Annotated in this window: 27 protein-coding genes; 15 read left to right on the plus strand and 12 right to left on the minus strand. The window is 69.8% G+C overall.

Translation table 11 applies throughout. From position 1 onward, the window contains the following. Positions 1 to 47 precede the first annotated feature (47 nt). The 3 genes from G5B46_RS17110 to G5B46_RS17120 form a co-directional block, all read right to left on the minus strand. On the minus strand, positions 48 to 650 hold the full coding sequence (locus G5B46_RS17110; protein WP_165260672.1) for a TetR/AcrR family transcriptional regulator: 603 nt from the start codon (positions 648 to 650) through the stop codon (positions 48 to 50). Between the two features lie 138 nt (positions 651 to 788). Continuing rightward, positions 789 to 1,436 carry a TetR/AcrR family transcriptional regulator gene (locus G5B46_RS17115; RefSeq protein WP_101717069.1) on the minus strand — a complete coding sequence of 216 codons (648 nt, stop codon included), beginning with the start codon at positions 1,434 to 1,436 and terminating at the stop codon, positions 789 to 791. Further along, positions 1,433 to 1,660: a hypothetical protein gene (locus G5B46_RS17120; RefSeq protein WP_165260970.1), complete on the minus strand. Its 228-nt coding sequence runs from the start codon at positions 1,658 to 1,660 to the stop codon at positions 1,433 to 1,435. Before G5B46_RS17120 ends, G5B46_RS17115 begins: the two co-directional genes overlap by 4 nt. 421 nt (positions 1,661 to 2,081) lie before the next feature. Between G5B46_RS17120 and G5B46_RS17125 the strand changes: the two genes are divergently transcribed. From G5B46_RS17125 to G5B46_RS17140, 4 genes are read left to right on the plus strand one after another with little or no spacing between them, the layout of a single operon-like run. Further along, complete coding sequence (locus G5B46_RS17125) at positions 2,082 to 2,279, plus strand: twin transmembrane helix small protein (RefSeq protein ID WP_101712735.1); 198 nt, start codon at positions 2,082 to 2,084, stop codon at positions 2,277 to 2,279. Between the two features lie 46 nt (positions 2,280 to 2,325). Then, positions 2,326 to 2,904 carry a cob(I)yrinic acid a,c-diamide adenosyltransferase gene (locus tag G5B46_RS17130; protein ID WP_165260674.1) on the plus strand — a complete coding sequence of 193 codons (579 nt, stop codon included), beginning with the start codon at positions 2,326 to 2,328 and terminating at the stop codon, positions 2,902 to 2,904. 10 nt (positions 2,905 to 2,914) lie between these two features. Further along, positions 2,915 to 3,622 carry a type 1 glutamine amidotransferase gene (locus G5B46_RS17135; protein WP_165260676.1) on the plus strand — a complete coding sequence of 236 codons (708 nt, stop codon included), beginning with the start codon at positions 2,915 to 2,917 and terminating at the stop codon, positions 3,620 to 3,622. 49 nt (positions 3,623 to 3,671) lie between these two features. Next, the gene (locus G5B46_RS17140) at positions 3,672 to 4,388 is read left to right on the plus strand and encodes an Isoquinoline 1-oxidoreductase subunit (RefSeq protein WP_240903550.1); all 717 of its coding nucleotides are present in this window, start codon (positions 3,672 to 3,674) and stop codon (positions 4,386 to 4,388) included. Here G5B46_RS17140 and G5B46_RS17145 read toward each other — a convergent pair. Beyond that, entirely contained in the window at positions 4,378 to 5,073 is a 696-nt protein-coding gene (locus G5B46_RS17145; RefSeq protein WP_165260678.1) for a hypothetical protein, read from the minus strand. The genes G5B46_RS17140 and G5B46_RS17145 overlap by 11 nt on opposite strands. 141 nt (positions 5,074 to 5,214) lie before the next feature. On the opposite strand from G5B46_RS17145, the gene G5B46_RS17150 reads away from it, so the two are divergent. Continuing rightward, positions 5,215 to 7,074, plus strand: coding sequence for a glycoside hydrolase family 2 TIM barrel-domain containing protein (locus tag G5B46_RS17150; RefSeq protein WP_165260680.1), 1,860 nt, complete (start codon positions 5,215 to 5,217; stop codon positions 7,072 to 7,074). A gap of 76 nt (positions 7,075 to 7,150) precedes the next feature. Beyond that, entirely contained in the window at positions 7,151 to 7,846 is a 696-nt protein-coding gene (locus tag G5B46_RS17155; protein WP_165260682.1) for a DUF2059 domain-containing protein, read from the plus strand. Between the two features lie 10 nt (positions 7,847 to 7,856). Here G5B46_RS17155 and G5B46_RS17160 read toward each other — a convergent pair whose 3' ends face one another. Beyond that, on the minus strand, positions 7,857 to 8,348 hold the full coding sequence (locus tag G5B46_RS17160) for an SRPBCC family protein (protein ID WP_165260684.1): 492 nt from the start codon (positions 8,346 to 8,348) through the stop codon (positions 7,857 to 7,859). A gap of 159 nt (positions 8,349 to 8,507) precedes the next feature. On the opposite strand from G5B46_RS17160, the gene G5B46_RS17165 reads away from it, so the two are divergent. The 3 genes from G5B46_RS17165 (at position 8,508) to G5B46_RS17175 (ending at position 12,395) form a co-directional block, all read left to right on the plus strand. After that, complete coding sequence (locus G5B46_RS17165; protein ID WP_165260686.1) at positions 8,508 to 9,272, plus strand: SDR family oxidoreductase; 765 nt, start codon at positions 8,508 to 8,510, stop codon at positions 9,270 to 9,272. 126 nt (positions 9,273 to 9,398) lie between these two features. Then, the gene (locus G5B46_RS17170; RefSeq protein WP_165260688.1) at positions 9,399 to 11,984 is read left to right on the plus strand and encodes a response regulator; all 2,586 of its coding nucleotides are present in this window, start codon (positions 9,399 to 9,401) and stop codon (positions 11,982 to 11,984) included. Between the two features lie 69 nt (positions 11,985 to 12,053). After that, the gene (locus G5B46_RS17175) at positions 12,054 to 12,395 is read left to right on the plus strand and encodes a hypothetical protein (protein WP_165260690.1); all 342 of its coding nucleotides are present in this window, start codon (positions 12,054 to 12,056) and stop codon (positions 12,393 to 12,395) included. Here G5B46_RS17175 and G5B46_RS17180 read toward each other — a convergent pair. Both G5B46_RS17180 and G5B46_RS17185 read right to left on the minus strand, forming a co-directional pair. Further along, positions 12,392 to 12,832, minus strand: coding sequence for a response regulator transcription factor (locus G5B46_RS17180; protein ID WP_165260692.1), 441 nt, complete (start codon positions 12,830 to 12,832; stop codon positions 12,392 to 12,394). The two genes, G5B46_RS17175 and G5B46_RS17180, sit on opposite strands and share 4 nt — an antisense overlap. A 101-nt stretch (positions 12,833 to 12,933) precedes the next feature. Beyond that, positions 12,934 to 13,647, minus strand: coding sequence for an extensin family protein (locus G5B46_RS17185; protein ID WP_165260694.1), 714 nt, complete (start codon positions 13,645 to 13,647; stop codon positions 12,934 to 12,936). Between the two features lie 113 nt (positions 13,648 to 13,760). On the opposite strand from G5B46_RS17185, the gene G5B46_RS17190 reads away from it, so the two are divergent. Both G5B46_RS17190 and G5B46_RS17195 read left to right on the plus strand, forming a co-directional pair. Beyond that, complete coding sequence (locus G5B46_RS17190) at positions 13,761 to 15,131, plus strand: MFS transporter (protein ID WP_165260696.1); 1,371 nt, start codon at positions 13,761 to 13,763, stop codon at positions 15,129 to 15,131. 39 nt (positions 15,132 to 15,170) lie between these two features. Then, entirely contained in the window at positions 15,171 to 15,989 is an 819-nt protein-coding gene (locus G5B46_RS17195) for a nucleotidyltransferase domain-containing protein (protein WP_165260698.1), read from the plus strand. Here G5B46_RS17195 and G5B46_RS17200 read toward each other — a convergent pair. From G5B46_RS17200 to G5B46_RS17220, 5 genes are all read right to left on the minus strand, one after another. Next, entirely contained in the window at positions 15,986 to 16,828 is an 843-nt protein-coding gene (locus tag G5B46_RS17200; protein WP_165260700.1) for a hypothetical protein, read from the minus strand. The two genes, G5B46_RS17195 and G5B46_RS17200, sit on opposite strands and share 4 nt — an antisense overlap. Positions 16,829 to 16,859: 31 nt before the next feature. Next, on the minus strand, positions 16,860 to 18,848 hold the full coding sequence (locus G5B46_RS17205) for a protein meaA (protein WP_165260702.1): 1,989 nt from the start codon (positions 18,846 to 18,848) through the stop codon (positions 16,860 to 16,862). A 258-nt stretch (positions 18,849 to 19,106) separates the two neighbouring features. After that, positions 19,107 to 19,592: a VOC family protein gene (locus G5B46_RS17210; protein WP_165260704.1), complete on the minus strand. Its 486-nt coding sequence runs from the start codon at positions 19,590 to 19,592 to the stop codon at positions 19,107 to 19,109. A gap of 14 nt (positions 19,593 to 19,606) precedes the next feature. Then, complete coding sequence (locus G5B46_RS17215; protein WP_165260706.1) at positions 19,607 to 20,437, minus strand: oxidoreductase; 831 nt, start codon at positions 20,435 to 20,437, stop codon at positions 19,607 to 19,609. Positions 20,438 to 20,592: 155 nt separating this feature from the next. Continuing rightward, on the minus strand, positions 20,593 to 21,453 hold the full coding sequence (locus tag G5B46_RS17220) for a TauD/TfdA family dioxygenase (protein WP_165260708.1): 861 nt from the start codon (positions 21,451 to 21,453) through the stop codon (positions 20,593 to 20,595). Between the two features lie 272 nt (positions 21,454 to 21,725). On the opposite strand from G5B46_RS17220, the gene G5B46_RS17225 reads away from it, so the two are divergent. The 4 genes from G5B46_RS17225 to G5B46_RS17240 are packed head-to-tail and all read left to right on the plus strand — an operon-like array spanning position 21,726 to position 25,795. Next, entirely contained in the window at positions 21,726 to 22,928 is a 1,203-nt protein-coding gene (locus tag G5B46_RS17225) for an SRPBCC family protein (RefSeq protein WP_165260710.1), read from the plus strand. Position 22,929: 1 nt separating this feature from the next. Further along, entirely contained in the window at positions 22,930 to 23,736 is an 807-nt protein-coding gene (gene ygiD / locus G5B46_RS17230) for a 4,5-DOPA dioxygenase extradiol (protein ID WP_165260712.1), read from the plus strand. 13 nt (positions 23,737 to 23,749) lie between these two features. Then, positions 23,750 to 24,823: an acetamidase/formamidase family protein gene (locus G5B46_RS17235; protein ID WP_165260714.1), complete on the plus strand. Its 1,074-nt coding sequence runs from the start codon at positions 23,750 to 23,752 to the stop codon at positions 24,821 to 24,823. Between the two features lie 6 nt (positions 24,824 to 24,829). Beyond that, positions 24,830 to 25,795, plus strand: a complete 966-nt coding sequence (locus tag G5B46_RS17240) for a helix-turn-helix domain-containing protein (RefSeq protein ID WP_116567128.1) — start codon at positions 24,830 to 24,832, stop codon at positions 25,793 to 25,795. Positions 25,796 to 26,012 lie beyond the last annotated feature (217 nt).

The following is a 26,012-nucleotide window of genomic DNA, read 5'->3' on the forward strand; positions in this document are numbered from 1 at the left end:
AAGACGGCTTGCAGGGCGTTCGAAGGGATGGCCCGGTCAGGCCGTTGTCAGCGCGGCGCCCAGCCGCTGGCGATCAAGCCGACCTGCCGGTCCATGACGGCCGACATCTCGGCCGCGTTGGCGCCGCGGGCGGCGGCCAGACGATAGTTGGAGGCGTAGCAGGCCTTGAGCACTTCCACGGTCAGCGGGAAGTCGAGGTCGGGCCGCACGTCGCCGCGCGCCACGCCCTCCTGCAGCACCTGCTCGAGCATGTCCGACAGCCGCTCGTTACGGCCGTAGGGCGTCACGCCCGGGTCGTTGCTGGGGCTGTAGGAGGCGGCGATGTGGGCCAGGAACAGCCGCACCCGCCGCGTCTCGAACTCGTAGTGGATGGCGAAGATCGAGCACAGCCGGTCGGCCGTGGAGCCGCGCAGGAACGGCAGCACCCGGTCGAATTCGGCATAGAGATCGCCCAGGCGGCGCTCCATCACGTGGCTGAGAACCTCGGCCTTGGACGCAAAGGTCGTGAAGACGCTGCCCACCGACACGCCCGCCCGTTCGGCGATGGCGCGGATCGTGGTCTCTTCGTAACCGGTCTCGTTGAACAGGTCTCGCGCGGCTTCGAGCACGCGCTCGCGCGTCGCCTGTTTCTGTTCGTCGCGTACGCCCACGCAGTTCCCCCTCCGGACACGCAGCGCTGATTTCAACACATCAAGACGTGCGCCCGACCCCAACGGGCGCTCGTCTCGTTCTTCTTGTCGTTGACCTGGACGACCGGGGGACGCTTCCGCCCCCCGGCGGAACCGTCCTTAGGCGCGGACGCCGGCGAGGATCAGCTTCAGCTGTTCACGCAGGTGAGCCACCAGGTTTTCGACCGTCCAGCCGTCGTAGACGGCGCGGCGGTAGTTGGCGACATACACGTCCCAAGCGATCTCGGCCACGAGTTTCGCGTCCACGTCGGCCTTCAGTTCGCCGGCCTGCACGCCGCGCTCCAGGGCGTCGGTGATCAGGGCGAACAGGTGCTTGATATCCGTGCGGGCGCGCTTTTCGGCGGCGTCCGAACGGGTCCAGCTGACGGCGATGCTGGCCTGCAGCAGCGGCAGTTGCTCCAGGTGGAAGCTGTAGGCCACGCCGAACAGGCCGATCAGGGCGTCGGCGACGGTTTCGCCTTCGCGGGCGGCCTGCTTCATCTGGGCGTAGATGACTTCGTAGTCGGCGGTCAGGATCTCGTCGAACAGTTCCGACTTGTCCGAGAAGCTGGCGAACACCGCGCCGGTCGACATGCCGGCGGCCTGGGCGATGTCACGGATCGTGGCGCCTTCGTAGCCGCGCTCGCTGAACAGGCGGCGGGCGGCCGACAGAACGCGTTCGCGGGTGCGCTGCTTGGCCAGCGCGCGGCGGGTCAGCTTCACCGGGGTTTCGGAACCGGACTCGATGTTGACGGAAACAAAGCTCATGCGGCGGCCTCCAGGCGGGCGAGCGCGGCTTCGGCGCGCTTTTCAAATTCGATGCAGTACTCGTCGACGACGTTTTGCAGGACGTCGGCGTAGCGGCGGGCGAGATCGCGCCCGTCCTGGGCGGCGTCTCGAAGGTCGGTAATCAGTTGGCGGACTTCCGCGAGGGCTTCTTCCCTCTCGGTCCCGTCGGAACGGGCCGCGGCGAGCCGGGCGCTCTGCGACATGACTTCTCTCTCCAGGCCGGCCGCGGGGAACAAACTGCGCTGAACGATCCGCGGCTTGGCGTTGATCATGTTCAACGAACGCGCACTGTGAATTCAGGTGGGGCCGTCTACCCTTGTGTGCAAGGGAGTTCAACCCACAAAACGTACCAAAATCGATCAACCTTGGCTGAAAATCGTTCTATGGTAGCGCTGCTCATCCGTCGATGCGGCAAATGCGCTCAACGAACACACTCGGCGAACATGTTTTGCGATTTTGAGGCGAGCGGGGCGGCGCTGGCGTTCGCTAAACGAGAGGCGCAGAGCCCGCCCGTTTCGGATCTCGATCCGAAACGGATGAGCGGGCTCGCCAACTTCATCTTAGAGGGTGACGGCCGCCGAAAAGCGCTCACGCTTTCGGCTGTCACCCTCTAGGTTGGCGCGCATGGCCAACCTGTTCCAAATCGCCATCCCCGTCGCCCTGTTCGCCGTGCTGGCGACGCTGTGCGTGGGGATCTACGCCCTCTTTCGCGGCGGCGACTTCGGCCGCTCCTATTCCAACCGGCTGATGCGCCTGCGCGTGGTGCTGCAGTTCGTCGCCGTGCTGGTTCTTGTGGCGGCCTTCTGGTGGAGCCACCGGTAAAGCTCTAGCCGGCTGATTTTGCAGCTTTGTTTCAGGAGGTAACGGCGTGGTCGTGCTCAACCGCATCTATACGCGCACGGGCGACAAGGGCTCGACGCGCCTGTCGACCGGCGAGCCGGTCAGCAAGGCTTCCCTGCGGGTCGAGGCCTATGGCGGCGTCGATGAGACCAACGCCTTCATCGGCGTGGCCCGCCAGCACGCCGGCGGCGATCCCGACCTCGACGCCATGCTCGAGCGGATCCAGAACGACCTCTTCGACCTGGGCGCGGATCTGGCCACCCCCGAGCAGAACGAAAAGCCCGAGTGGGAGCCGTTGCGCGTGGTCGAGGCCCAGGTCGCGCGCCTGGAGGCCGAGATCGACCTGATCAACGAACGCCTCTCGCCGCTGACCTCGTTCGTGCTGCCGGCCGGTTCGCCGCTGTCGGCCGCCCTGCACGTGGCCCGCACCGTCTGCCGCCGGGCCGAGCGGACCTGCGTGGCCCTGGCCGCTGTCGACGGCGAGATCGTCGGGGCGCCGGCGCTTAAATATCTCAATCGCCTGTCGGACCTCTTGTTCGTGGCCGCACGGCGCGCCAACTCCGACGGCGCGAGCGACGTGCTGTGGAAGCCCGGCGCGACGCGATAGGATCTCTTCGATGCGCATCGGTCTTCTGGAGACGGGCGAGCCGCCCGAAAGCCTGATCTTTGACTACGGCCGCTACGGCGGCATGTTCCAGCGCCTGCTGGGGCCGGGCCACGACTACGCGACCTTCGACGTCCAGGCCGGCGTGCTGCCTAAGGCGATCGACGCCTGCGACGCCTATGTCGTCACCGGCAGTTCGGCGGGGGTCTATGACGACCTGCCCTGGATCGACCCGCTGAAGGGGTTCCTGGCCGCCGCCCGCGACCAGGTTCCGCTGGTCGGGGTGTGTTTCGGCCACCAGGTGATGGCCGAGGCGTTCGGCGGCAGCGCGGTGAAGTCCGACAAGGGCTGGGGCATCGGCCTGCAGAGCTATTCGGTGTCGAAGGCCGCACCGTGGATGGACGACGTCGCCCATGTCAGCGCGCCGGGCTCGCACCAGGATCAGGTGGTGGCCCTGGCGCCGGGCGGCCAGGTGCTGGCCGGCAGCGACTTCACGCCGTTCGGCGTGCTGGCCTATGGCGACAAGGCCATCTCGATGCAGTTCCATCCGGAGTTCGATCCGGCCTACGCCACGGCGCTGATCGAAAGCCGGCGGGGCACGCGCTTTTCCGAAGAGCAGGCCGACGCGGCCGTGGCCTCGCTGGCCGCGCCCAACGACAGCAACCGCATCGCCGGCTGGATCGACAGCTTCCTGGCCGGAGCGTGGCAGCCGAAAGTGTGAGCGGTTTCGGCGCTCGCCACGCTCCAGATGATCGAGGTGGAGCCTGTCCATGGACAGGCTCCAGCGCAACCAAGGCCTGACTTGGCCGTTGCGGCTGGGCAAGCGGGAGAACAACGCCATGCGTCTCGCCACCGTGATGCTCGCCGCGGGCCTGACCCTCGCGGGCGGCGCCGTGATCGCCATGACCCAGGGCGCGGCCGGTCCCGCGCCCGCCGCGCCGCCGGCCGAGGGCCTGAAGACCGTCGCCAGCTTCCAGTCGATCAAGGATCCGGCCGCCCGTTCGGTCGCCCTGTTCACCGAGGCGGGCAAGGTGATCCAGAGCCCTCGTTGCCTGAACTGCCACCCGGCGACCCGCGCGCCGACCCAGGGCGATGACCTGCATCCGCACAATCCGCCGATGGTCGCCGGCCAGAGCGGCCATGGGCCTGTCGGCATGCCCTGCCTGTCGTGCCACGGCCCGGCCAACGTCAGGACCTTCGGCCAGCAGGTCAAAAGCATTCCCGGCGATCCGCACTGGGCGCTGGCCCCGGCCGAGATGGCCTGGCAGGGCAAGTCGCTGGGAGCGATCTGCGCCCAGCTGAAGGATCCGGCCCGCAACGGCGGCAAGACCCTGGCCCAGATCCACGAGCACTTGGCCCGCGACCACCTGGTCGGTTGGGGCTGGAATCCCGGCGAGGGCCGCAAGCCCGCGCCGGGGACGCAAGGTCAGTTCGGCGAGATCATCAAGGCCTGGATCGATACCGGGGCCAAGTGCCCTAAGGCTTGACCGGCGAAGCCTCGGCAGCCCTCTCCACCATCAGGAGAGGGCGGACGAAGAAGGTCGGGCGCGGCAAGGGATCGCGATAGCCCCTGCAGCAGGGCGGCGGGGGCGGGGTGTGCAGCGCCAGCACGGTCCAGCCGCCGGGCGGCCGCGCCGCGGCGGCGTGGAAGACGATCGTCGGCAGGGCGTAAGGGGGGCGCGTCGTGCCGCAGTGCCACACGGGGACGGTCTCGCCGCGAACGGCCACGGGCCCCGTCGAGGACACCATGGGCGGCGTGAACTTGCTGTTGCCCGGCAGGGCGCCGGCGCCCATCGTCAGCTTGAAGGCCTTGGGCAGCCCTCGGCAGAAGGCCTCGTCGAGCACCGGCGCAGTCGGCGCCTCCTTGGCGAAGACCAGGCGCTCGACGACGCCCGTGTCGTCCGAGTACTCGCAATGGGCCGCCTGGTCCCCCGGCTGGCCCGGCAGCGCGCCAAGGCCGACGCCGCTGAGCGTCGTGCCGGCGCCGGCGGCCGGACATGAAAAGCCGCTGGCCTTGTGGATCAGCTTGCCGTCTCCGGCGGCGAAGACCGCCTGCGCCTCGGGCGTCGCCCGGGCGAGGACGGCGGCGACATCGACGCTCGGCGTCGGTTGGGCCAGGGCCGGGAAGGCGACGGCGGTCAGCAGGGCGGACAGGGCGGCACGCGTGAACATGGCCGCATAGGCCCATAAGCTCAACCATAAGGCAAGGTCGCCTTCCGTCTTCGCCCACTGGACAATCCGCAATCGGCCTGACCAATATCCCGGCAAATGACAACGTTGGCATTACCAGCGTTGCGGAACAGGGAGAGGTGGATGCGGCGGGTGTTCGAGCGCGTTCTGGCGGCCGCGGCCGTGCTGGTCATGGCCGCCTCGGCGGCGCAGGCGGGGCCGACCCTGACACGGGCCGACCGGCGCGACGGCCAGGACCTGTCGGGAACCTGGAACTACTCGGTCGATCCCTATCGCGACGGGATCGCCGGCTTCCACCGCGGCCCGCCCGGCGTCGGCCACCGCCGCTACGACGACAGCGACGTCGAGCAGGTCACACGCGCCGATCCCAAGGCGCTCTACGAATACGACATGCAGCGCTCGCCGACCGCGACCCTGCCGGCCTCGTGGCTGACCCACGCGCCGGAGATGCGTCACTACCAGGGCCTCGTCTGGTACCAGCGGCGGTTCGAGACGCCGGCGCTGAAGCCCGGCCAGCGGGCCTTCCTGCGCTTCGAGGCCGCCAACTACACCGCCAAGGTCTATCTGAACGGCCAGGCCGCGGGCGAGCACGAGGGCGGCTTCACCCCGTTCTCGCTGGAGGTGACCAGGCTGCTGCGCGGCGGCCAGAACCAGGTGACGGTCGGCGTCGACTCCACCCCCGCCGTCGACGGCGCCCCGCCGCCGGTCACCGACTGGGAGAACTATGGCGGGATCACCCGGCCCGTGCGGCTGGTGATCACGCCCGAGACCTTCGTCGACGAGGCCTGGGTGCGCCTGACCCGCGACGGCAAGGCGATCGCCGCCGACGTGCGGCTCGACGGTCCGGCGGCGGCCGGCGCGGCGGTCAGCGTCAAGGTCGCCGGGCTGAACCTGACCCTCTCCGGCCAGGCCGGTTCCGACGGCGTGGCCAGGCTTTCGGCTCCCGCGCCCAAGGGCCTCAAGCGCTGGGCGCCCGGCGCGCCGGCGCTCTACGACGTGCGCGTCGAGGCCGGCGGCGACGTGCTGACCGACCGTGTCGGCTTCCGCACGGTCGAGGTTCGCGGCGGCGAGATCCTGGTCAACGGCAAGCCGGTGTTCCTGCGCGGCATCTGCCTGCACGAGGAGGAGCTGGGCGAGAACCCGGCCCGCACGATCACCGACGCCTCCGCCCACGCCCTGCTGGCCGAAGCGCGCGATGGTTTGCACGCCAACTTCGTGCGCCTGGCCCACTATCCGCATTCGGAGGTGACCACGCGCCTGGCCGACGAGATGGGTCTCCTGGTCTGGAGCGAGATCCCGATCTACTGGCTGGTCGACTTCGGCAACGCCCGCACCCTGAAGCTGGCGCGGGACATGCTGGCCGACTCCATCCGCCGGGATCGCAACCGCGCCTCGATCGTGCTGTGGAGCGTGGCCAACGAGACCCCGATCAGCGACGCCCGCAACGCCTTCCTGGGAACCCTGGCCGACGACGTCCGCGCGCTGGACGACACCCGCCTGGTCACCGCCGCCCTGCTGGCCGACCACAAGGTCGAAGGCGGCGAGCAGGTGATGGGCATCGACGACCCGCTGGCCGCCAAGCTCGACGTGCTGGCGGTCAACACCTATGCCGGCTGGTATTCCGACGACAGCCTGGATGCGGTGGCCAAGATCGCCTGGCGGCCGACCGACAAGCCGATGGTGTTCTCCGAGTTCGGCGCCGACGCCCTGGCCGGGTTCAGCGACCCGGCCCTGATGCGCAAGTTCTCCGAGGACTTCCAGGCCCGCTACTATGTCCAGACCCTGGCCATGGCGGCCAACGCGCCGTCACTGCGGGGCATGTCTCCCTGGATCCTCAAGGACTTCCGCTCACCCCGCCGCCAGCACCCGGTCTACCAGCAGGGCTGGAACCGCAAGGGCCTGATCTCGCCCACCGGCCGGCGCAAGGCCGCCTTCAAGGTGCTGGCGGATTACTACGAGAAGCTGGCGGGAGAGGGACGGTAGATTTCTCTCTTAGATTGCAGACATCCGCGCGTCTGTCGTCTAGGAAGCATGTGGTCGCAAAGGGGGCTGCGAAGGCATGCTGGTTGCTCGTGAACGCATCGGGCCGGGCCGCCGTCTGAGCGGTGTGGTCGCATTGCTCGCGGCCATCGCCGCGATGGCCTCGCCCACGCCGGCCGCGATGGCCTCGCCGGTCGTGGGGCCCGAGGCCGCGGTCGCCGTGGCCATCGGCGACCAGCCCCTGGATCCGGCTCAGCTGACCCTGGCGCGCGACGTGGTCAGGGCCATGGACTTCGACACCAGCATCGGCGGAGCGCTCGACATCATCTATGGCCCCATGCGGGCGCAGGTGATGCGCGAGGTCTCGCCCGACGGCAAGGTCACGCCCAATCCCGTGTTCGTCGCGGCCGTCGACGAGGCGCTGTTGGGCGGCAAGGCGGCCCTCAAGGCCAAGGTGCTGGACGGACTGACCCGCTACTACGCCGCCAGCCTCGAAGCCCAATCGCTGCGTGACCTCGCCGCCTTCCTGCGCACGCCCCTGGGGCGGAAGTTCATCAAGTCGCCCGACCAGTTGACGCAGGCCGATCGGCGCGAGGTCAACATCCTCGGCGACAGCAAGCCCTTCATCGATCAGTTGGCCGGCGTAGGCCCCGGCAGCAGCAAGGTCGTGCTCGCGGTCTTGCAGCGGCATGGCGACAGTGACGTCATCATCGCCGACTTCAACGTCCGCCTTTGCGCGGGGGTGAAGGCGCGGGGCCTGACGAAGACCTGCTAGGTCGCAAGGCTCAGAGCCTCGCCGCCAGGGCCGTCATCTGGTCGGCGGCGACGCCCCAGCCTTCGTGGAAGCCCATCTGCTCGTGTATGGCCTTGTCCTCGGCCGACCAATGGCGGGCGATGGCGGTGTAGCGGGTCTGGCCCCCGCCCAGGTCCTCGAAGCGGACGATGCCGACCATGAACGGCTTGTCGGACGGAACCCAGGCGCTGGTGAAGGCGTCGGTGAAGACGATCAGCTGGTTCTCGACGACCTCAAGGTAGACGCCGCGGTTGGGCATCTCCTCGCCGTTCGGACCGCTCATGACGATCAGGCTGGAGCCGCCGGTGCGCACGTCCATCTCGGCATGGCTGACGCGCCAGGGCGGCGGGCAGAACCATTCGGGCAGCAGCTCGGGCGTGGTCCAGCACTTGAAGAGCTTTTCGGCCGGCTGGTCGATGATCCGGGTCAGGACCAGTTCGTGCGCGGCGGTCGGGGCGGCGGCGGGGGCGGCGTCGAGGGCCATGGCGTCTTCTCCGTATCGTTGGAAGCAGTGTTCGGCCCAAGGACGACCGGCGTCGACCCGTCCCGACAGGCGCCGGCTGATTTTTCGCAAGCCGGTTGACCGGCCCGGTCGCCGGGGCCACTGTGCCGGAAATTCAAACAAACGTTTAGGGAGCGCGCCGTGAGCCTCTTCGACCTGTCCGGCAAGGTGGCCGTCATCACCGGATCCTCGCGCGGGATCGGCAAGGCCATCGCCGAGCGCATGGCCGAGCATGGGGCCAAGGTGGTGATCTCCTCGCGCAAGGCCGGCCCCTGCGAGGAGGTCGCGACGGCGCTCAATGAAAAGCACGGCGCCGGAACCGCCATCGCCGTGCCGGCCAACATCGCCTCGAAGGAGGATCTGCAGCGCCTGGTCGACGAGACCCGCGCCGCCTTCGGCCGCATCGACATCTGCGTCTGCAACGCCGCCAGCAACCCCTATTACGGTCCGCTGGCCGGGATCAGCGACGACCAGTTCCGCAAGATCCTCGACAACAACATCATCAGCAATCACTGGCTGATCTCGATGGTCGCCCCGGAGATGCGCGAGCGGAAGGACGGTTCGATCGTCATCGTCAGCTCGATCGGCGGCCTGCGCGGCAACGCCATCATCGGGGCCTACAACATCTCCAAGGCGGCCGACTTCCAGCTGGCGCGCAACCTCGCCCACGAGTTCGGACCCGACAACGTGCGGGTGAACTGCATCGCGCCGGGCCTGATCAAGACCGACTTCGCCAAGGCCCTGTGGGACGACCCCAAGACCCTGGAGCGCTCGACCGCCGGCGTGCCGCTGCGCCGAATCGGCGAGCCGGACGAGATCGCCGGGGCGGCGGTCTATCTCGCGTCAAGCGCGGGCAGCTTCATGACGGGGCAAGCTCTGGTGGTGGACGGCGGGGCGACCATCTGAGGCGTGCTCCACCGTCACGTGATAACGGCGGTTTTTGGTGCGGCCTAGGGACGCGCCCCGTCGGAAATTAACCGTCAGCGTAAGAGGTTGCCGCTAGGAAATACGGGTCAATCGAGGACCCGCCGCTTGAAGCGAATCCTGTCCCTGCTGCTCGCGCTCGTCGCCCTGGCCGGCGTCCTGCCGGCCCGCGCCGCGTCGCCTGATATCGGCGGCCAGGCGGGCAAGCTGCAGACGCTCTATCGCGAGATCGGCGTCCAGCGGGTCGGGCCCGCGCCGCACGCCAACGAGGATGTCGAGCGGGCGGGTCGCCGCGCCCTGCGCCAGCGGGGCGACACGCGGCTCTACGCCCTGTGGCGGGTGCTCTACGCCTACAAGAGCAATCACGTCGACCAGGCCTTCAAGGACTGGATCGCCACCGTGCGCGCCACGGCCCGCTCCGACGGCGACGCCGAGCTGACCACCCTGGCCGAGATGATGGAGGCCGCCTACGAGCTGGAGACCCGGGGACCTAGCGGCGTCGATGACGCCCGCTGGGCCAGGTTCCTGGAAGGCTCGGGTCGCGAGATCGGCCTGATGGCCGGGGTCGAGCGCATCCGCCTGCTGGCCCGCAGCGGCCGCTGGACCCAGGCCAGCCAGTTCGCCGGCGAGCTGTTCGAGGACCTGGAGGAGCGCGGCTCCATCGCCCGGCCGCTGCTGGCCGAGGCCCACCAGGTGCACTCCTACACGCTGTCGGAAATCGGCGACAAGGACGGCGCCCTGGACCACATGGCCGAGGCCGCGCGGCTGGACGAGCGCGACGCCTTCTACATGCGCAAGATCGAGCGGCTGTACGACATCGCCTACACCGCCGCCGAGCTGGGCGAGATCCAGGCCGCCGAGCGGTTCGCCCAGATGCACCACCGGATGAGCGAGGCCACGGGCGACCAGGACCTGCTGACCTGGGACCAGAACCTGTGCGCGGTGATCGCCGACGCCCGCGACGACCCGCGGGCGGTTCTGCGCTGCCTGGTCGACGCCGGCCCTGCCCTGGCCGCGCCGCGCGACCGGGTGTCGGTGTCGATGCTGCGCCTGCGGGCCAAGGCCCTGGCGCGCACCGGCTACGCGGCCCGGGCCCGCGCCGACCTGGCGGTGCTCGACCAGGCGCCGCCGCGCGCGGCGCGCCCCGATCCCATCGGCCGTCTGCTGGTCGAGGCCTACATCGCCAACGCGGAGGGGCGCGGCAAGGACGCCTTCGCCCTGTTCGACCGCTGGCGCGTCTCCCACGCCCGCGAGACCAGCGCCACCCAGGCCGCCACCGCCGCCCAGATCTCGTCGGCCCTGGAGGCCGAACTGCGGGCCAAGCGCAGCGAAAGCCGCCGCCTGACCGCCGAGGTCGAACTGACCCGCCGCCTGGCCCAGGCCACTGGCGTCATCGCCGCCCTGATGGCCCTGCTGGTGGTCGGCGGGATCGCCTGGGCGGTCTACATGCGCCGGGCCCAGGCCAATCTGAAGGACGCCCGCGGCCGGGCCGAGGCGGCCAGCGACGCCAAGTCCTCGTTCCTGGCGGTGATGAGCCACGAGCTGCGTACGCCGCTGAACGGCATGCTGGGCATGGCCCAGGCCCTGCGCGCCGACCACCTGGAGGGCCGGCAGCGCGAGCAGGTCGACCTGCTGATCGACTCCGGCGAGACCCTGCTGGTGCTGCTGAACGACATCCTCGACCTGTCGAAGATCGAGGCCGGCAAGCTGGATATAGCCCCGACGGCCGGCGACCTGGTCCAGACCGTCGGCCGCCTGGTCAACGGCTTCCAGCCGACCGCGCGCGAGAAGGGCATCGTCCTGTCGTTCAATGTCGACGGCGATCCGCCGCCGTGCCTGATGTTCGACGTGGTGCGAGTGCGCCAGTGCGTGGCCAACCTGGTGTCCAACGCCCTGAAGTTCACCAGCGAGGGCCGGGTCGAGGTGACCCTGGCCTGCGCGCTGGAGCCCAACAGCGGCCGCCAGGCCGTGCGCCTGACCGTCAGCGACACCGGCATCGGCATGAGTTCGGCCACGCTGGACAAGCTGTTCGGCGCCTTCACCCAGGCCGACGCCTCGACCACCCGCAACTACGGCGGCTCGGGCCTGGGGCTGAACATCACCCGGCGGCTGGCCGAGCTGATGGGCGGCTCGGTCAACGTGCGCAGCCGCGAGGGCGAGGGCTCGCTGTTCACCCTGCGGTTCCTGGCCGATGTCGTCGAGGCCCCGGCGCCGGCCGCGATCGCCCCGGCCGAGGCGTCGGCGGTGTTCGAGCTCGACGCCCTGACCTCGCTTGGCGGGCGGCGGGTGCTGGTGGTCGACGACCATCCCATCAACCGCCGGGTCATCCGCCTGTTCCTCGAGCCGTTCGGTTGCGAACTGGTCGAGGTCGAGAACGGCCAGGAGGCGCTGGCCGCCGTCGAGGCCGAGGCCTTCGACATCGTGCTGATGGACGTCAACATGCCGGTGATGGACGGGCTGGAGGCCACCCGCCGCCTGCGCGCCGACCCGCGCTGGCGCAACCTGCCGATCGTCGCCCTGACCGCCGATGTGATGAGCACCCAGATCCGCACCTGCCTGGAGGCGGGCATGGACGCCCACGTCGCCAAGCCGATCGACATGCGCAACCTGCTGACGATCCTGGCCCAGGTGGTGGTCGCCGCGCAGACGCGGGCGTCGGTGCGGTCGCGGAAAGTCGCCTGGGCGCGGGGCTGACGAGGCGATCGCTTCTGGATCGCGCTATCCTCCTTCTGCGATAGTCGGGCGATCGAAGGGGGCGGTCGGATGATGATCCTGCTGGCGAGCCTTGTGCTCGCGGGAGAGCCGCAAGGGCTGAAGCTGCTGACCGGCGAGGAACTCAAGGCGACGGTGGTCGGCGCGCGGTTCTCGTACGGCGGGGGCAAGGGCGACGAAAGTTTCGGGGCCGACGGCAGATACGTCCTGTTCAACCGCGCGCCCGTGGTGGGAGCCTATGTCGTCACGGACGATCAGGTGTGCGTCACCGGCTTCGACGAGCGTCGCTGCCGGCGGCTGCTGCGTGATCGCCAAGGCCGCTACGTCGTGGATTTCCTGTTGCCGGGCGCGCAGCGCGCCTTGCAACGCGTCTCGATCAGGCCGGACGGCTAGTCGATCTCGAAGGTGTCGGGCTGGCGCGGGGGCGCGGGCCTGGCGGCCGGCGGCGGCGTCGCGGCCTTGGGCTCGTGGGCCAGCAGGGCGTTGACGCGCTTGGACAGGTCGGCGGCGGTGAACGGCTTGACGATATAGCCGTTGGCGCCCTCGTTCAGGGCCAGCTTGACGGTGTCGATGTCGCCGCGGGCGGTGATCATCATCACCGGGGTGCGCAGCCTGCGATGCTTGCGCATCAGCCGCAGCACCTCCAGCCCGCTCATGCCGGGCATCTGGATGTCGAGCAGCACCAGATCGGCGCGCGCGTGGCTGAGGGTCTCCAGGCCGATCGTCCCGTTGGGCGCGGCCGACACGCGGTGGCCCGACTGGCTCAGCACCAGGTCGACGAAGTCGCGGATCAGGGGATCGTCGTCGATCACCAGGACGGCGTGCGGCATCGGCGGGATTTCCAGAATCTACGCGTCGGGTACTCGACCAACTATAGCGCGCGTCGAGCCCCTGTCGCACCCCCGCGTGCGCCGCGCTTATTGTCGCGGTTTCAGCGGCACAGGCGATAGGAGCTGAGGTCCAGGTGCAGGTGGTCGGCGTGGGCGGCGTTGTAGTCGGGACCCAGCACCGCGCCGAACAGGTCGCAGGCTCCCGCCCGGGCGACGCGCAGGAAGCGGCCCTCGGGGCCATCCTTGCGGAAGTCGCCGGCGATGGTCAGGCGGCGGCCGTCCTTCAGGCGCACGCCCGAGACGTCCAGCGCCGAGGCGCTGGCGTGCTGGCTGGGCCGCTCACCGGCGCGGCCGTAGATCGTCCGGCAGGCATAGGTTCCCAGGTGCTCGATCCGGACGAGGTCGTTGTCCAGCAGGCGCCGGGCGGCCGGTTCCAGCACCTGCCGCTCCCAGACCGCGTAGCGCAGGGCCAGCGGACAGGTCATGACCGGCGCGGCGGGCGACAGGCGGCTTTGCGCGCGCACGGCGTCGCGCGTCGAGCAGAAGCCGTCCTCGCGAACGGGCTGGTCGACGAAGGCGACGGCGCCGGCGCGCAGGGCCGCACGGCAGGCGGCCGGATCGGCGCTGATCCGCGCCAGCTTGCCCTCCGTGGCCAGGCCCAGCGGCTGATCGATGGAGAACGGCTTCCAGGCCAGGTCCTGCGGCGGCGCGATGCGGTCGACCAGCGCAAGCAGCAGAAGGCCGGCGAGGGCTGCGTCCAGCAGCAGGCCGCCGATCTCGGCCAGCGCCAGGGCCTGGGGCGAAGCGGGTTTCACGCAGACCGCAACGGCTGGGCGCGCCGTCCGGTTCGCCGCGGCGGCTTGGCGAGCGGGGCGGAAACGGGCATGACCGCCTGCCCGGTCGGACGCGACCGCACCAGAGACCTTGGATGTCCGCCCATCGCACCGCCTTGCTCGACCGCGCCCTGCTGCCGCGTTTCGGCTTGCTGTGCCTGGGCATCTGGCTGAACGCCGCCGACACCCTGGTCACCGCCACCATCATGCCCAGCGTCGCCCGCGAGATCGGCGGCCACCAGTACTTCGGCTGGTCGGTGGCGGCCTATCTGATCGGCTCGATCGTGGCCGGGGCGTGCAGCGGCAAGCTCTCGCAGGGGCTTGGCCTACGGCGCGCCACGGCCTTCGCGGGCGTGGTCTACGCGATCGGCTGCGCCATGAGCGCGCTGGCGCCCGACTTCGTCACCTTCGTCGCCGGCCGCCTGGTGCAGGGCCTGGGCGCGGGGGCGGTGGTGGCGCTGTGCTACGTGGCGATCACGGCCCTGTTTCCTGAAAGCCTGTGGCCGCGCGTCTATGGCGCGGTGGCCGGGGTGTGGGGCGGGGCGACCCTGCTGGGGCCGATGCTGGGCGGGGTGTTCGCCGCCGCCGGCTTCTGGCGCGGGGCGTTCTGGGCCTTCGTGGTCCAGGGCGTGGTCTTCGTCGTCGCCGTGCTGGCCATGCTGCCGGGCGAGAAGCGGCGGGCGGGCGCGACCCGCATTCCCAGCCGCCAGCTGCTGCTGCTGGTCGTCGGCGTCGGCCTGATCGGCGCGGCCGGGGTCGTGGCCTCGCCCCCCGTCGCGGGCGTCTGCGCGCTTCTCGGCGTCGCGGCCATGGCGGCGATGCTGGCCGTCAACCGCGCCTCGCCCGACCGCCTGCTGCCGCGCTCGGCCGCCGACCTGTCGACCGCCACCGGCCTTGGCCTTCTGACCATGTTCGCCTGCGAGGCCGCCGCCATCGGCTTCACCGTCTATGGACCCGCCTTCATCCAGGCCCGCCACGGCGCCTCGCCGCTGGTCGCCGGCTACGTCACTGGCGGCATCGCCGCGGGCTGGACCGTCTGCGCCATGCTGGTCGCGCGCCTGAAGGCCAGGCAAGAACCCCTGGCCATCCGCGCCGGCGCCCTGGTGATCCTGGTCGGGGTGGCGCTATCGGCCCTGGCCGTGACGCGCGGCGGCCTGTGGAGCACGGGCCTGTCGCTGCTGGCCGTCGGCTGCGGTTTTGGCCTGTGCTGGGCGTTCCTGGCCCGCCGCACCATCGCCGGCGCGCCGGTCGAGGAGCAGGCCCTGGCCTCGTCCGCCGTACCGACCGTGCAACTGATCGGCGGCGCGGCCGGCTCGGCCGCCGCCGGGGCCATGGCCAACCTGCTGGGCTTTGGCCACGGCATCGACCCGACCGCCGCCTTCGCCCACGGCCCCTGGCTGTTCGCGGCGTTCACGCCGCTGGCCCTGGTGGGCTGCGCGGCGGCCTGGCGGCTGGCGCGGAACTGACGCCTTGCGGTCAAGCTTTCCGGCGGCCACAACGCCAGGATGACCATCGATCACAGCTTCGCCGACGCCGTATCCGAAGACCGCCGCGCCCAGGTCGTCGAGCGCCTTGACGCCATCGCTCGCGAGGAAGGCGTGCGCATCCTGCTGGCCGTGGAGTCGGGAAGCCGTGCCTGGGGGTTCCACTCGCCCGACAGCGACTACGACGTGCGGTTCGTCTATGCCCGGCCGGTGGCCGACTATCTGACCCTGACCCCGTCGCGCGACGTCATCGAGCGCCCGATCGACGATGATCTCGACATCGGCGGCTGGGACGTGAGCAAGGCGCTGAAGCTGGTGGCGCGCGGAAACGCGGTGGTCTCCGAGTGGCTGTCCTCGCCCATTCTCTATGCCGAGGATCCGGGGTTCCGCCCGGTGTTCGAACCGATCGCCCTGGCTTGGCGCGATTTGCACGGTGATGTCGGCCACTATCACGGCCTGGCCCGCCGTCAGTGGGGCAGCTTCATCGAGGGCCGCGAAGAGGTTCGGCTGAAGAAGTATTTCTACGTCATCAGGCCGGCGGTGGCCCTGCAATGGCTGCGCGAGCATCCGGGCGACCGACCGCCAATGAGCCTGCCGCGCCTGCTCGATAAGGTGCGCCTGCCGGCCGAAACCGCCGAAGCCTTGGAGGACCTGCGCCGCCGCAAGCAGGCGGCCGGCGAGGCGGTCGGCGTGGGCGCGCGCATCCCGGCCATCGACGCCTATGTGCGCGAGCAGATGATGTGGGCGGTGAGCGCCAAGCCTTCCTTCGCGCCGCGCGATCCGGCGCTCTGGGCGCGAACCGAGGACGCCTTCCGCGCTCTGGTCGGCTTCGGCGGCTAGTCCGAGCCGCCCATCGCCAGCAGGATGGCGGGGTTTTGGGCGATCAGGATGACGCCGACCGCGCCCAGGGCGGTGTCGTCGCGCTCGTCGGATTCCGTGGCCGCGCCGGGGATCGGGACGACGATCGCGCCGTCGAGCCGTTGGCTGGAAGCGGCATCGAGGTCGGGGCGATGGCGCAGGATCTCGGCGCGCACCGTGTCGACGCCCACGGCCGTTGGGGCCAGATCGATCTCGATGTCGGTTCCCACCGCGCGGTCGGCGGGGGTGAGGCCGGGCAGGTCGTTGGGGCCCAGGCGCAGGCACAGCTTGCCGCGGCGGTCGGCGCTGCGCGGGCGCACCGCCTGGATCGCCGCCCACGGGATGGTCCAGCCCAGGCCGCGATCGTAGACGCCGGTCTCGTCGACCCGCAGTTCGACGGCCGCGGGCTCCAGCGGCGGGCGCCGCCAGATCAGCCAGCCGAAGGCCAGGTTCAGCGCCATGGCGTAGATCACGCCCCAGAGGTCGCCGTACCACCAGGACTGGCCGGTCAGCAGCAGCGCGATCGCCAGGCCCGCGAAGGGAAGGCGGTGTTTCCAGCGGGCCTGGAACCGGGTCTTGCGGCTGGCGCGCCAGACGCCCGGCGAGGGCTGGTCGGGCGCATCCTCGCGCCGGCCCGCGATCCAGAAGGCCAGGGCCAGGCCGAAACCGGCGATCCACAGCGGCGGCTGCACCTCGGGCGAACCGCCCCAGACGCCCAGGGTCAGGCCGCCCCAGGCCGCCGTCGGCGCGATCTCGCGGCCAAGCTGTGCGGCGGACATGTGGACGCGGACGCCGTCGGCGACCTTGCGGAGCGGATTCATGCCCGCAAAGGTAGCGCTTGCCGCGCCGGACTCAAGCCTGCTCCAGCGCCGTCGCCTCGACCAGCCGGACAACGTCGCCCATGATCTGCGTGATGCGGAAGTCCTTGGGGGTGTAGATCCGCGCCACGCCCATCTGCTTGAGGATCAGGGCGTCGGCCTCGGGGATGATGCCGCCGGCCACCACGGGCACGTGCTCCAGTCCCTCGGCGCGCATCAGCCGCACGACCTCCTGCACCAGGTCGAGGTGCGAGCCCGACAGGATCGACAGGCCCACGACATGGGCGCGGCTCTCCTTGGCGCGGCGGACGATCTCTTCCGGCGTCGAGCGGATACCGTCATAGACCACCTCCATGCCGCAGGCCCGGGCGCGGGTGGCGATCTGTTCGGCGCCGTTGGAGTGGCCGTCCAGGCCCGGCTTGCCGACGAGATAGGTCAGGGTGCGGCCCAGCACCTGCGAGACCCGCTCGACCTCGGCCTTCACCGCCTCGACATCCTCGGCCTCGCCGGTGGAGACGACGACGGCCACGCCCGTCGGGCCGCGATACTCGCCGAACACCTCGCGCAGGGCCCCGGCCCACTCGCCGGTGGTGACCCCGGCCCGGGCGGCGGCGATCGAGGGCTCCATGATGTTGCGACCGTCGATCGCGGCGGCCTTCAGCCCGGCCAGCGCAGCCTCGACGGCGGCGGGATCACGGTCCGCGCGCCAGGCCTGGATGCGGGCGACGACCTCGGCCTCCAGCTTCGGATCGACGGTCTCGATGCTGCCTTCGCCGGCCGACAGGGGCGAGGGCTCGCTGTCGGTCCAGCGGTTGACGCCGACCACGGTCAGCTCGCCGGTCTCGACGGCCCGCACCCGTTTGGCGTTCGAGCCCACCAGCTGGGCCTTCATGTAGTCGATGGCGCTGGCCGCGCCGCCCATCTCGTCGATCAGGGCCAGTTGCTCCAGCGCGCCCTTCGACAGCTCGGCGACCTTGGCCTCGACCACGTGGCTGCCGGCGAAAAGGTCTTCGTATTCCAGGAGGTCGGTCTCGTAGGCCAGCACCTGTTGCAGCCGCAGCGACCACTGCTGGTCCCACGGGCGCGGCAGGCCCAGCGCCTCGTTCCAGGCCGGCAACTGCAGGGCGCGGCAGCGGGCGTCCTTGGAAAGCGTCACCGCCAGGGCCTCGATCAGGATGCGGTAGACGTTGTTCTCGGGCTGCGGCTCGGTGAGGCCCAGGCTGTTGACCTGCACGCCGTAGCGGAAGCGGCGGGCCTTCTTGTCCTGCACGCCGTAGCGCTCCAGCAGGATCTGGTCCCACAGCTGGGTGAAGGCCCTCATCTTGCAGAGCTCGGTGACGAACCGCACCCCGGCGTTGACGAAGAAGCTGATCCGCGAGGCGACGATCTCGAAGTCTTCTTCCGGCACCTGACCGCCGGCCCGGACGGTGTCGAGCACCGAGATGGCGGTCGCCAGGGCGAAGGCCAGCTCCTGCTCGGGCGTCGCGCCGGCCTCCTGCAGGTGGTAGCTGCAGACGTTCATCGGGTTCCATTTGGGAACCTCGCGATAGCACCAGGCGATCATGTCGCCGATCAGCCGCAGGCTCGGGCCCGGCGGGAAGATGTAGGTGCCGCGGGACAGGTATTCCTTGATCAGGTCGTTCTGGGTGGTGCCCTGAAGCAAGCGCCGATCGGCCCCCTGCTCGTCGGCCAGCGCCACATACATCGCCAGCAGCCAGGCGGCCGGCGCGTTGATGGTCATGGAGGTGTTCATCTTCTCCAGCGGGATCTCGCTGAAGAGGGCGCGCATGTCGCCCAGATGGCTGATCGGCACCCCCACCTTGCCGACCTCGCCGCGTGAAAGGATGTGGTCGGGATCGTAGCCGGTCTGGGTGGGCAGGTCGAAGGCGACGGAAAGGCCCGTCTGGCCGCGGGCCAGGTTCGAGCGATAGAGCGCGTTGGACTTTTGCGCCGTCGAGTGGCCGGCATAGGTCCGGAAGATCCACGGCGGATCGGGCGCGTGCTGATAGGCCTTGTCCGACATCCTCGCGCTCCCGGCGGTCTTTTATGATTATCGCGGGATGATGCGCCGGTGTTGGGTGCGGTGCAATATGGGGCTTCGCAGGTGCGCAAAGCGTCCTTCTCCCCTTGCGGGAGAAGGTGTCATCCGAAGGATGACGGATGAGGGGTCTCTCAGACTTTTGACGCCACGCCCAGCCTGTCCGCCGCCGCAGCGGACAGGATTTTCGACCCCTCACCCGACCCGCTTCGCGGGCCACCCTCTCCCGCAAGGGGAGAGGGATCATTCCTTGCTGAAGCTCTCCGGCACCTGCGGGTTCTGCCCCGCCTTGCCCCACAGCACGATCTCGTTGCCCCAGGGGTCGCGGAAGGCGTGGTTGTAGCCGTTGAACTCGGCCCAGTAGTGATCGCGCCAGAGCAGGGTCGCGCCCAGGTCTTGCGCGGTTCCGAGGATCCGGTCGGCGCTGTCGTCGTCGCTGATCAGGATCCAGATGCGCGGCTTGCGGCCGTCGGTCGACAGGGTGCGCGGCTCGACCCCCGCCACCTCCGGATGCGGGCGGGCGTTGGCGGCGTCGAAGATGCCAAGGTGCAGGTTTCCGATCTGGCTGTCGGAGCCGTCGGGGTTCTTGAACTGACCGCCCGGGACCATGCGGTGATAGATCCCCTGCGGCCGGGCGTCGTTCTGCCAGCCGAACACCTTTGCGTAGAACTCGCCGGCCTTGGCGGGGTCGTCGCTGGCCAGGTCGACGAAGATCAGGGTGTTGGTCACGGGGAAGTCCTCGTTCAGTCGAAGGCGATGGAAAGGGAGAGCTCGCGCCAGGCGTCGATGTCGGCCTTCAGGCCGTCGGCGGCGTAGGCGGCGTACTTCAGGGCGTCGTCGCCCAGCAGCAGGTGCAGGGGCGGGTTCTCGGCGTCGACGATCGCCAGCACCGCCAGCGCGGCCTTCTTCGGATCGCCGGGCTCGGATCCCGCATGGTCGGCCATGATCCGCTCGGCGTCGCGGGCCAGGCCCTCGTAGTCGGCGATCTTGTCGGCCACGATGGTCTTGGAGCCCTTGGCGAAGCTGGTGCGCAGGCCGCCCGGGGCGACGTTGACGACCTTGATCCCCAGTTCGGCGACCTCGGCGGCCAGGGACTGGGTCAGGGCCTCCAGCGCCCACTTGCTGGCGCAGTAGACGCCGGTGCCGGCCCAGACCGCCAGGCCCGACACCGAGGTGATGTTGACGATCCGGCCCGCGCGCCGCGTCCGCATGGCCGGCAGCACGGCCTTGAGCACGGTCAGCGGCCCGAAGACGTTGGTCTCGAACTGGGCGCGCACCTCGTCGAGCGAGGCCTCTTCCACCGCGCCGACCAGGCCGTAGCCGGCGTTGTTGACCAGCACGTCGATCCGGCCGGTCAGGGCCTCTGCGGCCTTCACGGCTTGGGCCACGGCGACCGGGTCGGTGACGTCCATCACCAGGCCGTGGGCGCGGCCGGGGGCCAGGGCCTCGAAGGCGGCGACGTCGGCGGCCCTGCGCACCGTGCCGGCGACGACGTCGCCCCGCGCCAGGGCGGCCGCGGCGATCTCGCGCCCGAGCCCGCCGGACACGCCGGTGATCAGCCAGGTCTGGGTCATTGTTGAACTCCAAGAGGGGAAGGCGGCCCGCACCCTAATGTGTCATCCCGGCTGGAGCGTAGCGGAACGCCGGGATCTCCCACGTCGACGGCCGGCCTGGGAGATCCCGGCTCTACGGCGCTTCGCGCCTTCGGCCGGGATGACAAGAAAAAGGGTCAGAACGGCGCGTCGCCCTTCACCCACAAGCGGTGCATGGTCCGGAAGTACTTCTTGTCGTCGTACAGGGTGCCGGTGTGCAGGGTGCAGCGGTTGTCCCACATCAGGATGTCGCCGACGCGCCACTTGTGGCGGTGGACGAAGCGTTCCTGCGTCATGAACTCGACCAGCTCGTCCAGCAGGGCCAGGCCATCCGGGCCGGGCTTGCCGATCACCTTGGTCACCGTGCCGGTCGAGGGCCACAGCGCCTTGCGGCCGTCGGCCGGGTGGGTGCGGATCAGCGGGTGCTCGACGTCGGGATTGGCCGCCTCCATCTCGGGCGACAGGATCTGGGCCCCGAACTCGCGGGTGGCCATGAAGTGCTTGTAGCTGTGGTGCAGGCGCAGCGGCAGAAGCTCGGCCTGCTTCTCGGCGCTCAGCGCCTCCCAGGCCGCGCAGCCGTCGGCCAGCAGGGTGTCGGAGCCTTCCTCCGGCGCCTCCACGCAGTAGAGCATGGTCAGCATGACGGGCTGCGGCTTGTAGCTGTAGTCGGTGTGCCAGCCGACGCCGTCGTTGTGGGCCCCGATCGGCTTTCCGTCGACCACGCGGTTGGAGAGGATGAAGATCTTCGGATAGCCCGGCAGGGTGAAGCGGGTCTGGGTGTGGTCCTCCGGATCGCCGAACCGGCCGATGAAGGCCATCAGGTCGTCCGGGGTCATCTTCTGGTCGCGCACCAGCACCGCGCCGTGGGCGTGGAAAGCGGCGACCACGCCGTCGAGCTCGGCGTCGGTGGCGGTCGGCAGGTCGACGCCGAGGATCTCCGCGCCGAAGTCGTCTTTCAGCGGCTTCCTGGCCAGGACGGGCGGGGCTTCGGCAAGCATGGGGTCGACCTTTGGTGACTGTCTGGCGATGAGCCTAGGCGGCTGAAAAATCACGGTCTTGCCTCAGCGCGCACTGTCTCTTGCCCGCCTCTCGTGCGCGTATGGTCAAAAGCGGGGTCCTTGCGCAGCACGGCGACAGCAGCGCCCGATCGGCGGGCGACCGTGCGGCCCGGGCCTGCCGCTGACCAAGTTTTCGTGCGCGCTGGAGCAAGACCGGGGCGTTTGGCGGCGCCAGCCTTGAGGGGTCTTCTCCCAAAAGCGAGCGCCCGGCCGTGACCCTGTTCAGCGACGCCTTCTTCGACGGGCTGTCCAGCTCCACCCACGAGGTGGGCGCGGCCGAGACCCTGCCGCCGGCCTGCTACACCGACGCTGCCTTCTACGAGTTCGAGAAGGCCGCCCTGTTCGACCGCGAATGGCTGTGCGTGGGCCGTGTGGACCAGGTGCAGGAGCCCGGCGACTTCTTCACCACCGAGATCGTCGGCGAGCCGATCCTGGTCACCCGCAACCGGGCCGGCGAGATCAAGGCGATGTCGTCGGTGTGCCAGCACCGCGCCATGCTGGTGGCCGAGGGCAAGGGCAACGCCCGCGGCTTCGTCTGCCCTTATCACCACTGGGTCTATTCGCTGAACGGCGACCTGGTGAACGCCCCGGCCATGGACCGCACCTGCGGCTTCGACAAGAAGAAGATCAGCCTGCCGACCTTCAAGGTCGAGATCTGGCTGGGCTTCATCTTCGTCAATTTCGATGCGGACGCCGAGCCCCTGGCCCCGCGCCTGAAGGCCGTCGAAGCCGCCATCGCCAATTTCGACCTGGAGGCCGCCGAGGCGCTCGAACCGATGACCGGCCAGTTCGCCTGGAACTGGAAGGTGATGTTCGAGAACAACAACGACGGCTACCACGCCAGCAAGCTGCACCGCGGCGTGCTGCACGACTTCATCCCCAGCGAGCTGGCCAGCTTCCCCGAGGCCGCGCCCGGCGACGCGGGCTTCCTGCGCTACAACGGCACTCTGCACCCGGACGCCAGCTTCAATCCGACCCAGAAGGCGGTGCTGCCGATCTTCCCCAAGCTGTCGGACGAGGACCGGGGCCGGGCGACCTTCGCCAACATCCCGCCGACCCTGTCGCTCGTGATGACCAGCGACATGGTCATCTACCTGATACTGCGCCCCACGGGGCCTGAGACCATGGCCCAGGACACCGGCATCCTGGTCGCCCCCGGCGCGCGTGACAGCTACGGCTTCAAGGAGCGGCTGGAGATGATCATGACCTCGGCCGGCCAGATCATCGCCCAGGACATGCATGTCGACGAGCTGGTCCAGAAGGGCCTGCGCTCGCGCTTCGCCATCCGCGGCCGCTACTCCTGGCAGGAGGGGGCGCAGGTGCAGTTCAATCGCTGGCTCGCCCCGCGCTACCAGGCCCAGTGGGCGCGGATGAAGGGGCCTGAGACCCCGGCCGCTCCGGTGGAGGCCGCCTGAGATGACCTCGCGCCTTCCCGTCGTCTTCTTCGGTCACGGCAGCCCGATGATCGCGCTGGAGACCAACGACACCACCAGGACCTGGCGGGCCATGGCCGAGGAGATCGAGGCCGCGCACGGCAAGCCCAAGGCCATCCTCTGCGTCTCGGCCCACTGGATCACCCGGGGCGTCGGCGTCACGGCCATGACCAGCCCGCGCACCATCCACGACTTCGGCGCCTCGTTCCCCCGCGCCCTGTTCGAGGTGCAGTACCCGGCGCCCGGCTCGCCGGAGCTTGCGGCCCGCGTGCGCGACCTGCTGTCGCCCGAGATCCCGGTGGTGCTGGACGAGCGCCAGTGGGGCCTGGACCACGGAACCTGGTCGGTGCTGTGCAAGGCGTATCCAGACGCCGACGTGCCGGTGATCCAGCTGTCGATGGACGGCACGAAGTCGCCCGACTGGCACTACGAGATGGGCAGGCGCCTGGCCCCGCTGCGTGACGAGGGCGTGCTGATCGTCGGCACCGGCAACATCGTCCACAACCTGCCGGCCATGGACTGGGGCGACCGGCATTGCGCGCCCTACGACTGGTCGCAGCGCTTCAACGAGGCGATCAAGGCGGCGATCGCGGATGATCAGCCGCTGACCGCCGTCGAATTCGAGAAGCTGGGCGAGGACGCCCGCCGCGCCGTCCCGACGGCCGACCACTACTGGCCGCTGCTCTACGTGCTGGGCGCGCGCCTGCCCGGCGACGTCGCCCGCTTTTCCCCCGACCACATCGAGCACGGCTCGCTGAGCATGACCAGCGTCACGCTGGCTGCCGCCTGAGAGGACACTTCCGATGCCCTTCATCTGCGAACCCGGCCAGGTCCGCCCGGACGTCGCGCCCGGCGCCCTGCACCACCTGAAGGCCACGCCCGAGACCATCCACTGGGGATACTTCGATCCCTCGATCAAGCCGGCCCTGCGCATCAAGAGCGGCGACCTGATCCAGGCCGAGGCCATCACCCACCACGCGGGCGACGCCCCCGACCTGATGATGGACGAGGCGGTCACCCGCATCTTCACCGAGGTGCCGGAGGACGACCGCAATCCCGGCGTCCACATCATGACCGGCCCGATCTATGTCGAGGACGCCAAGCCCGGAGACGTACTGGAGGTGCGCTATCTGCGCATGGTTCCGCGCAACCGCTACGGCTCCAACCTCGCGGCCAACTGGGGCTATCTCTACAAGGAGTTCGGCGAGAAGGAGCGGGTGACGATCTACGAGCTGGACGCCGACTTCAACACCGCCAGCGCCCTCTACGCCTACGACTTTCCGGGCAAGTACCTGACGCCGGGCACGATCACCAACTGCCCCGAATGCGACCGCCAGAGCGCGCTGCCGGGCGTGCGCATTCCCGCCCGACCACACCTGGGCACGGCCGGCGTCGCGCCGGCCGTCGACGGTCGCGTCAGCACCATCCCGCCCGGCCTGCACGGCGGCAACATCGACAACTGGCGCATCGGCGCGGGGGCGACGATGTACTATCCCGTGCAGGTGGAGGGCGGCCTGTTCTCCATTGGAGATCCCCACGTCAGCCAGGGCGATGGCGAACTTTCAGGCACCGCGATCGAAAGTTCGCTCAACGTCCTGATGCAGATCGTGCTGCGGAAGGATTTCGAGACCCCCGGGCCTTTGCTGGAGACCCCCAAGTGGTGGATCGTCCACGGGTTCGACGAGGACCTGAACGTGGCCATGAAGCAAGCCTCCCTCAACATGCTGAGCCTGCTGTCCGATCACGTGGGCCTGAGCAAGAACGACGCCTATTCGCTGATGAGCGTGGCCTCCGACTTCGGCGTCACCCAGGTGGTCGACGGCAAGCAGGGCTGCCACGTGCGCATCCCGCGCGACATCTTCCCGACCAAGGCCTGATCCGCCTTGCGGGCCTGGTCGTTCAGCACCGACAGCTATCCCCGGGCCGAGCGTTCGGACGCCTGGCGCGAGGCCATGTCGCGCCTGGGCCTGCCGGTCGAGGGGCTGTCGGAGCTGGAGCCGGCCTCGACCTCGGTGGTCTGCCTGACCAGCCCGCTGGGCATCGAGTTCGCCCTGGTCAACGCCGGGGCCCAGACCATCTCGGGCCGCCTGACCAACCAGCCGGCGGCGGTGTGGATGGCGGTGCTGCTCGACGGCCAGGCGGCGGTGGTCAGCGATGACCTGGCCGAAGACCTGACGGTCGGCGACATCGCCTTCGGCCCCACCGGCCAGGCCGCCGCCCTGCGCCTTTCCACCCGCTGCCGGCTGATGTTCGTCCGGGCGCCGCGCGTCGCTTTGAACCATCGCCTGGTCGCGCCGCGCGCCCTGCGGGTCGGCCGGCTGCGCGGGGAGGGCGGGGTCAAGCACATCCTGTCGGGCCTGCTGCGCTCGACCGCCGACTCGCTGGAAGACCTGACCGTCGACCAGCTGCGCCCCGTGGAGCTGGCCCTGGCCGAGTTCTTGGGCCTGTGCTTGCTGGAAGCCGGCGAGGAGCGCGGCGCGGCCTGGCCGACCGACGCCCGCAGCGCCCACCTGCAGCGCCTGCGCCAGACCATCGAGACCCTGCTGCCCGACCCGAACCTGACCATCCGCCGGGTGGCCGACGAGGAGGGCGTCTCGCCGCGCTACGTGCAGAAGCTGTTCGAGGGCGTCGAGGAGACCTTCAGCCACTATCTGCGCACCCGCCGCCTGGAGCGCTGCCGCAACGACCTGGCCAGCCCGCAGTTCGCGCGCCTCTCGATCTCGGAGATCTGCTTTCGCTGGGGCTTCAACGGCAGCGCCCACTTCAGCCGCGCCTTCCGCGACCAGTACGGCTGCTCGCCTCGGGATTTCCGCCGCAGCGTGCGGGACGAGGAGCGGGTGGCGGCTTAGGGGGCGCTTTCGCCAGTCCCCATCATTGTCATCCCGGCCGAAGGAGCGCGTCAGCGGTCCGTAGAGCCGGGACCTCCCACGCTTGCGGATTCTGAACGGTGGGAGATCCCGGCGCTCCGCTTCGCTGCGGCGGGGATGACAATCGAGAGCGGAGGGGGAAATTTGTTTTCCTTAATCCCGTTGCCTCCTTCCCCGGCCGCCCCTAGCGTCCCCCAAC

The sequence above is a fragment of the Caulobacter sp. 602-2 genome (assembly GCF_011043625.1).
Lineage (GTDB): Bacteria > Pseudomonadota > Alphaproteobacteria > Caulobacterales > Caulobacteraceae > Caulobacter.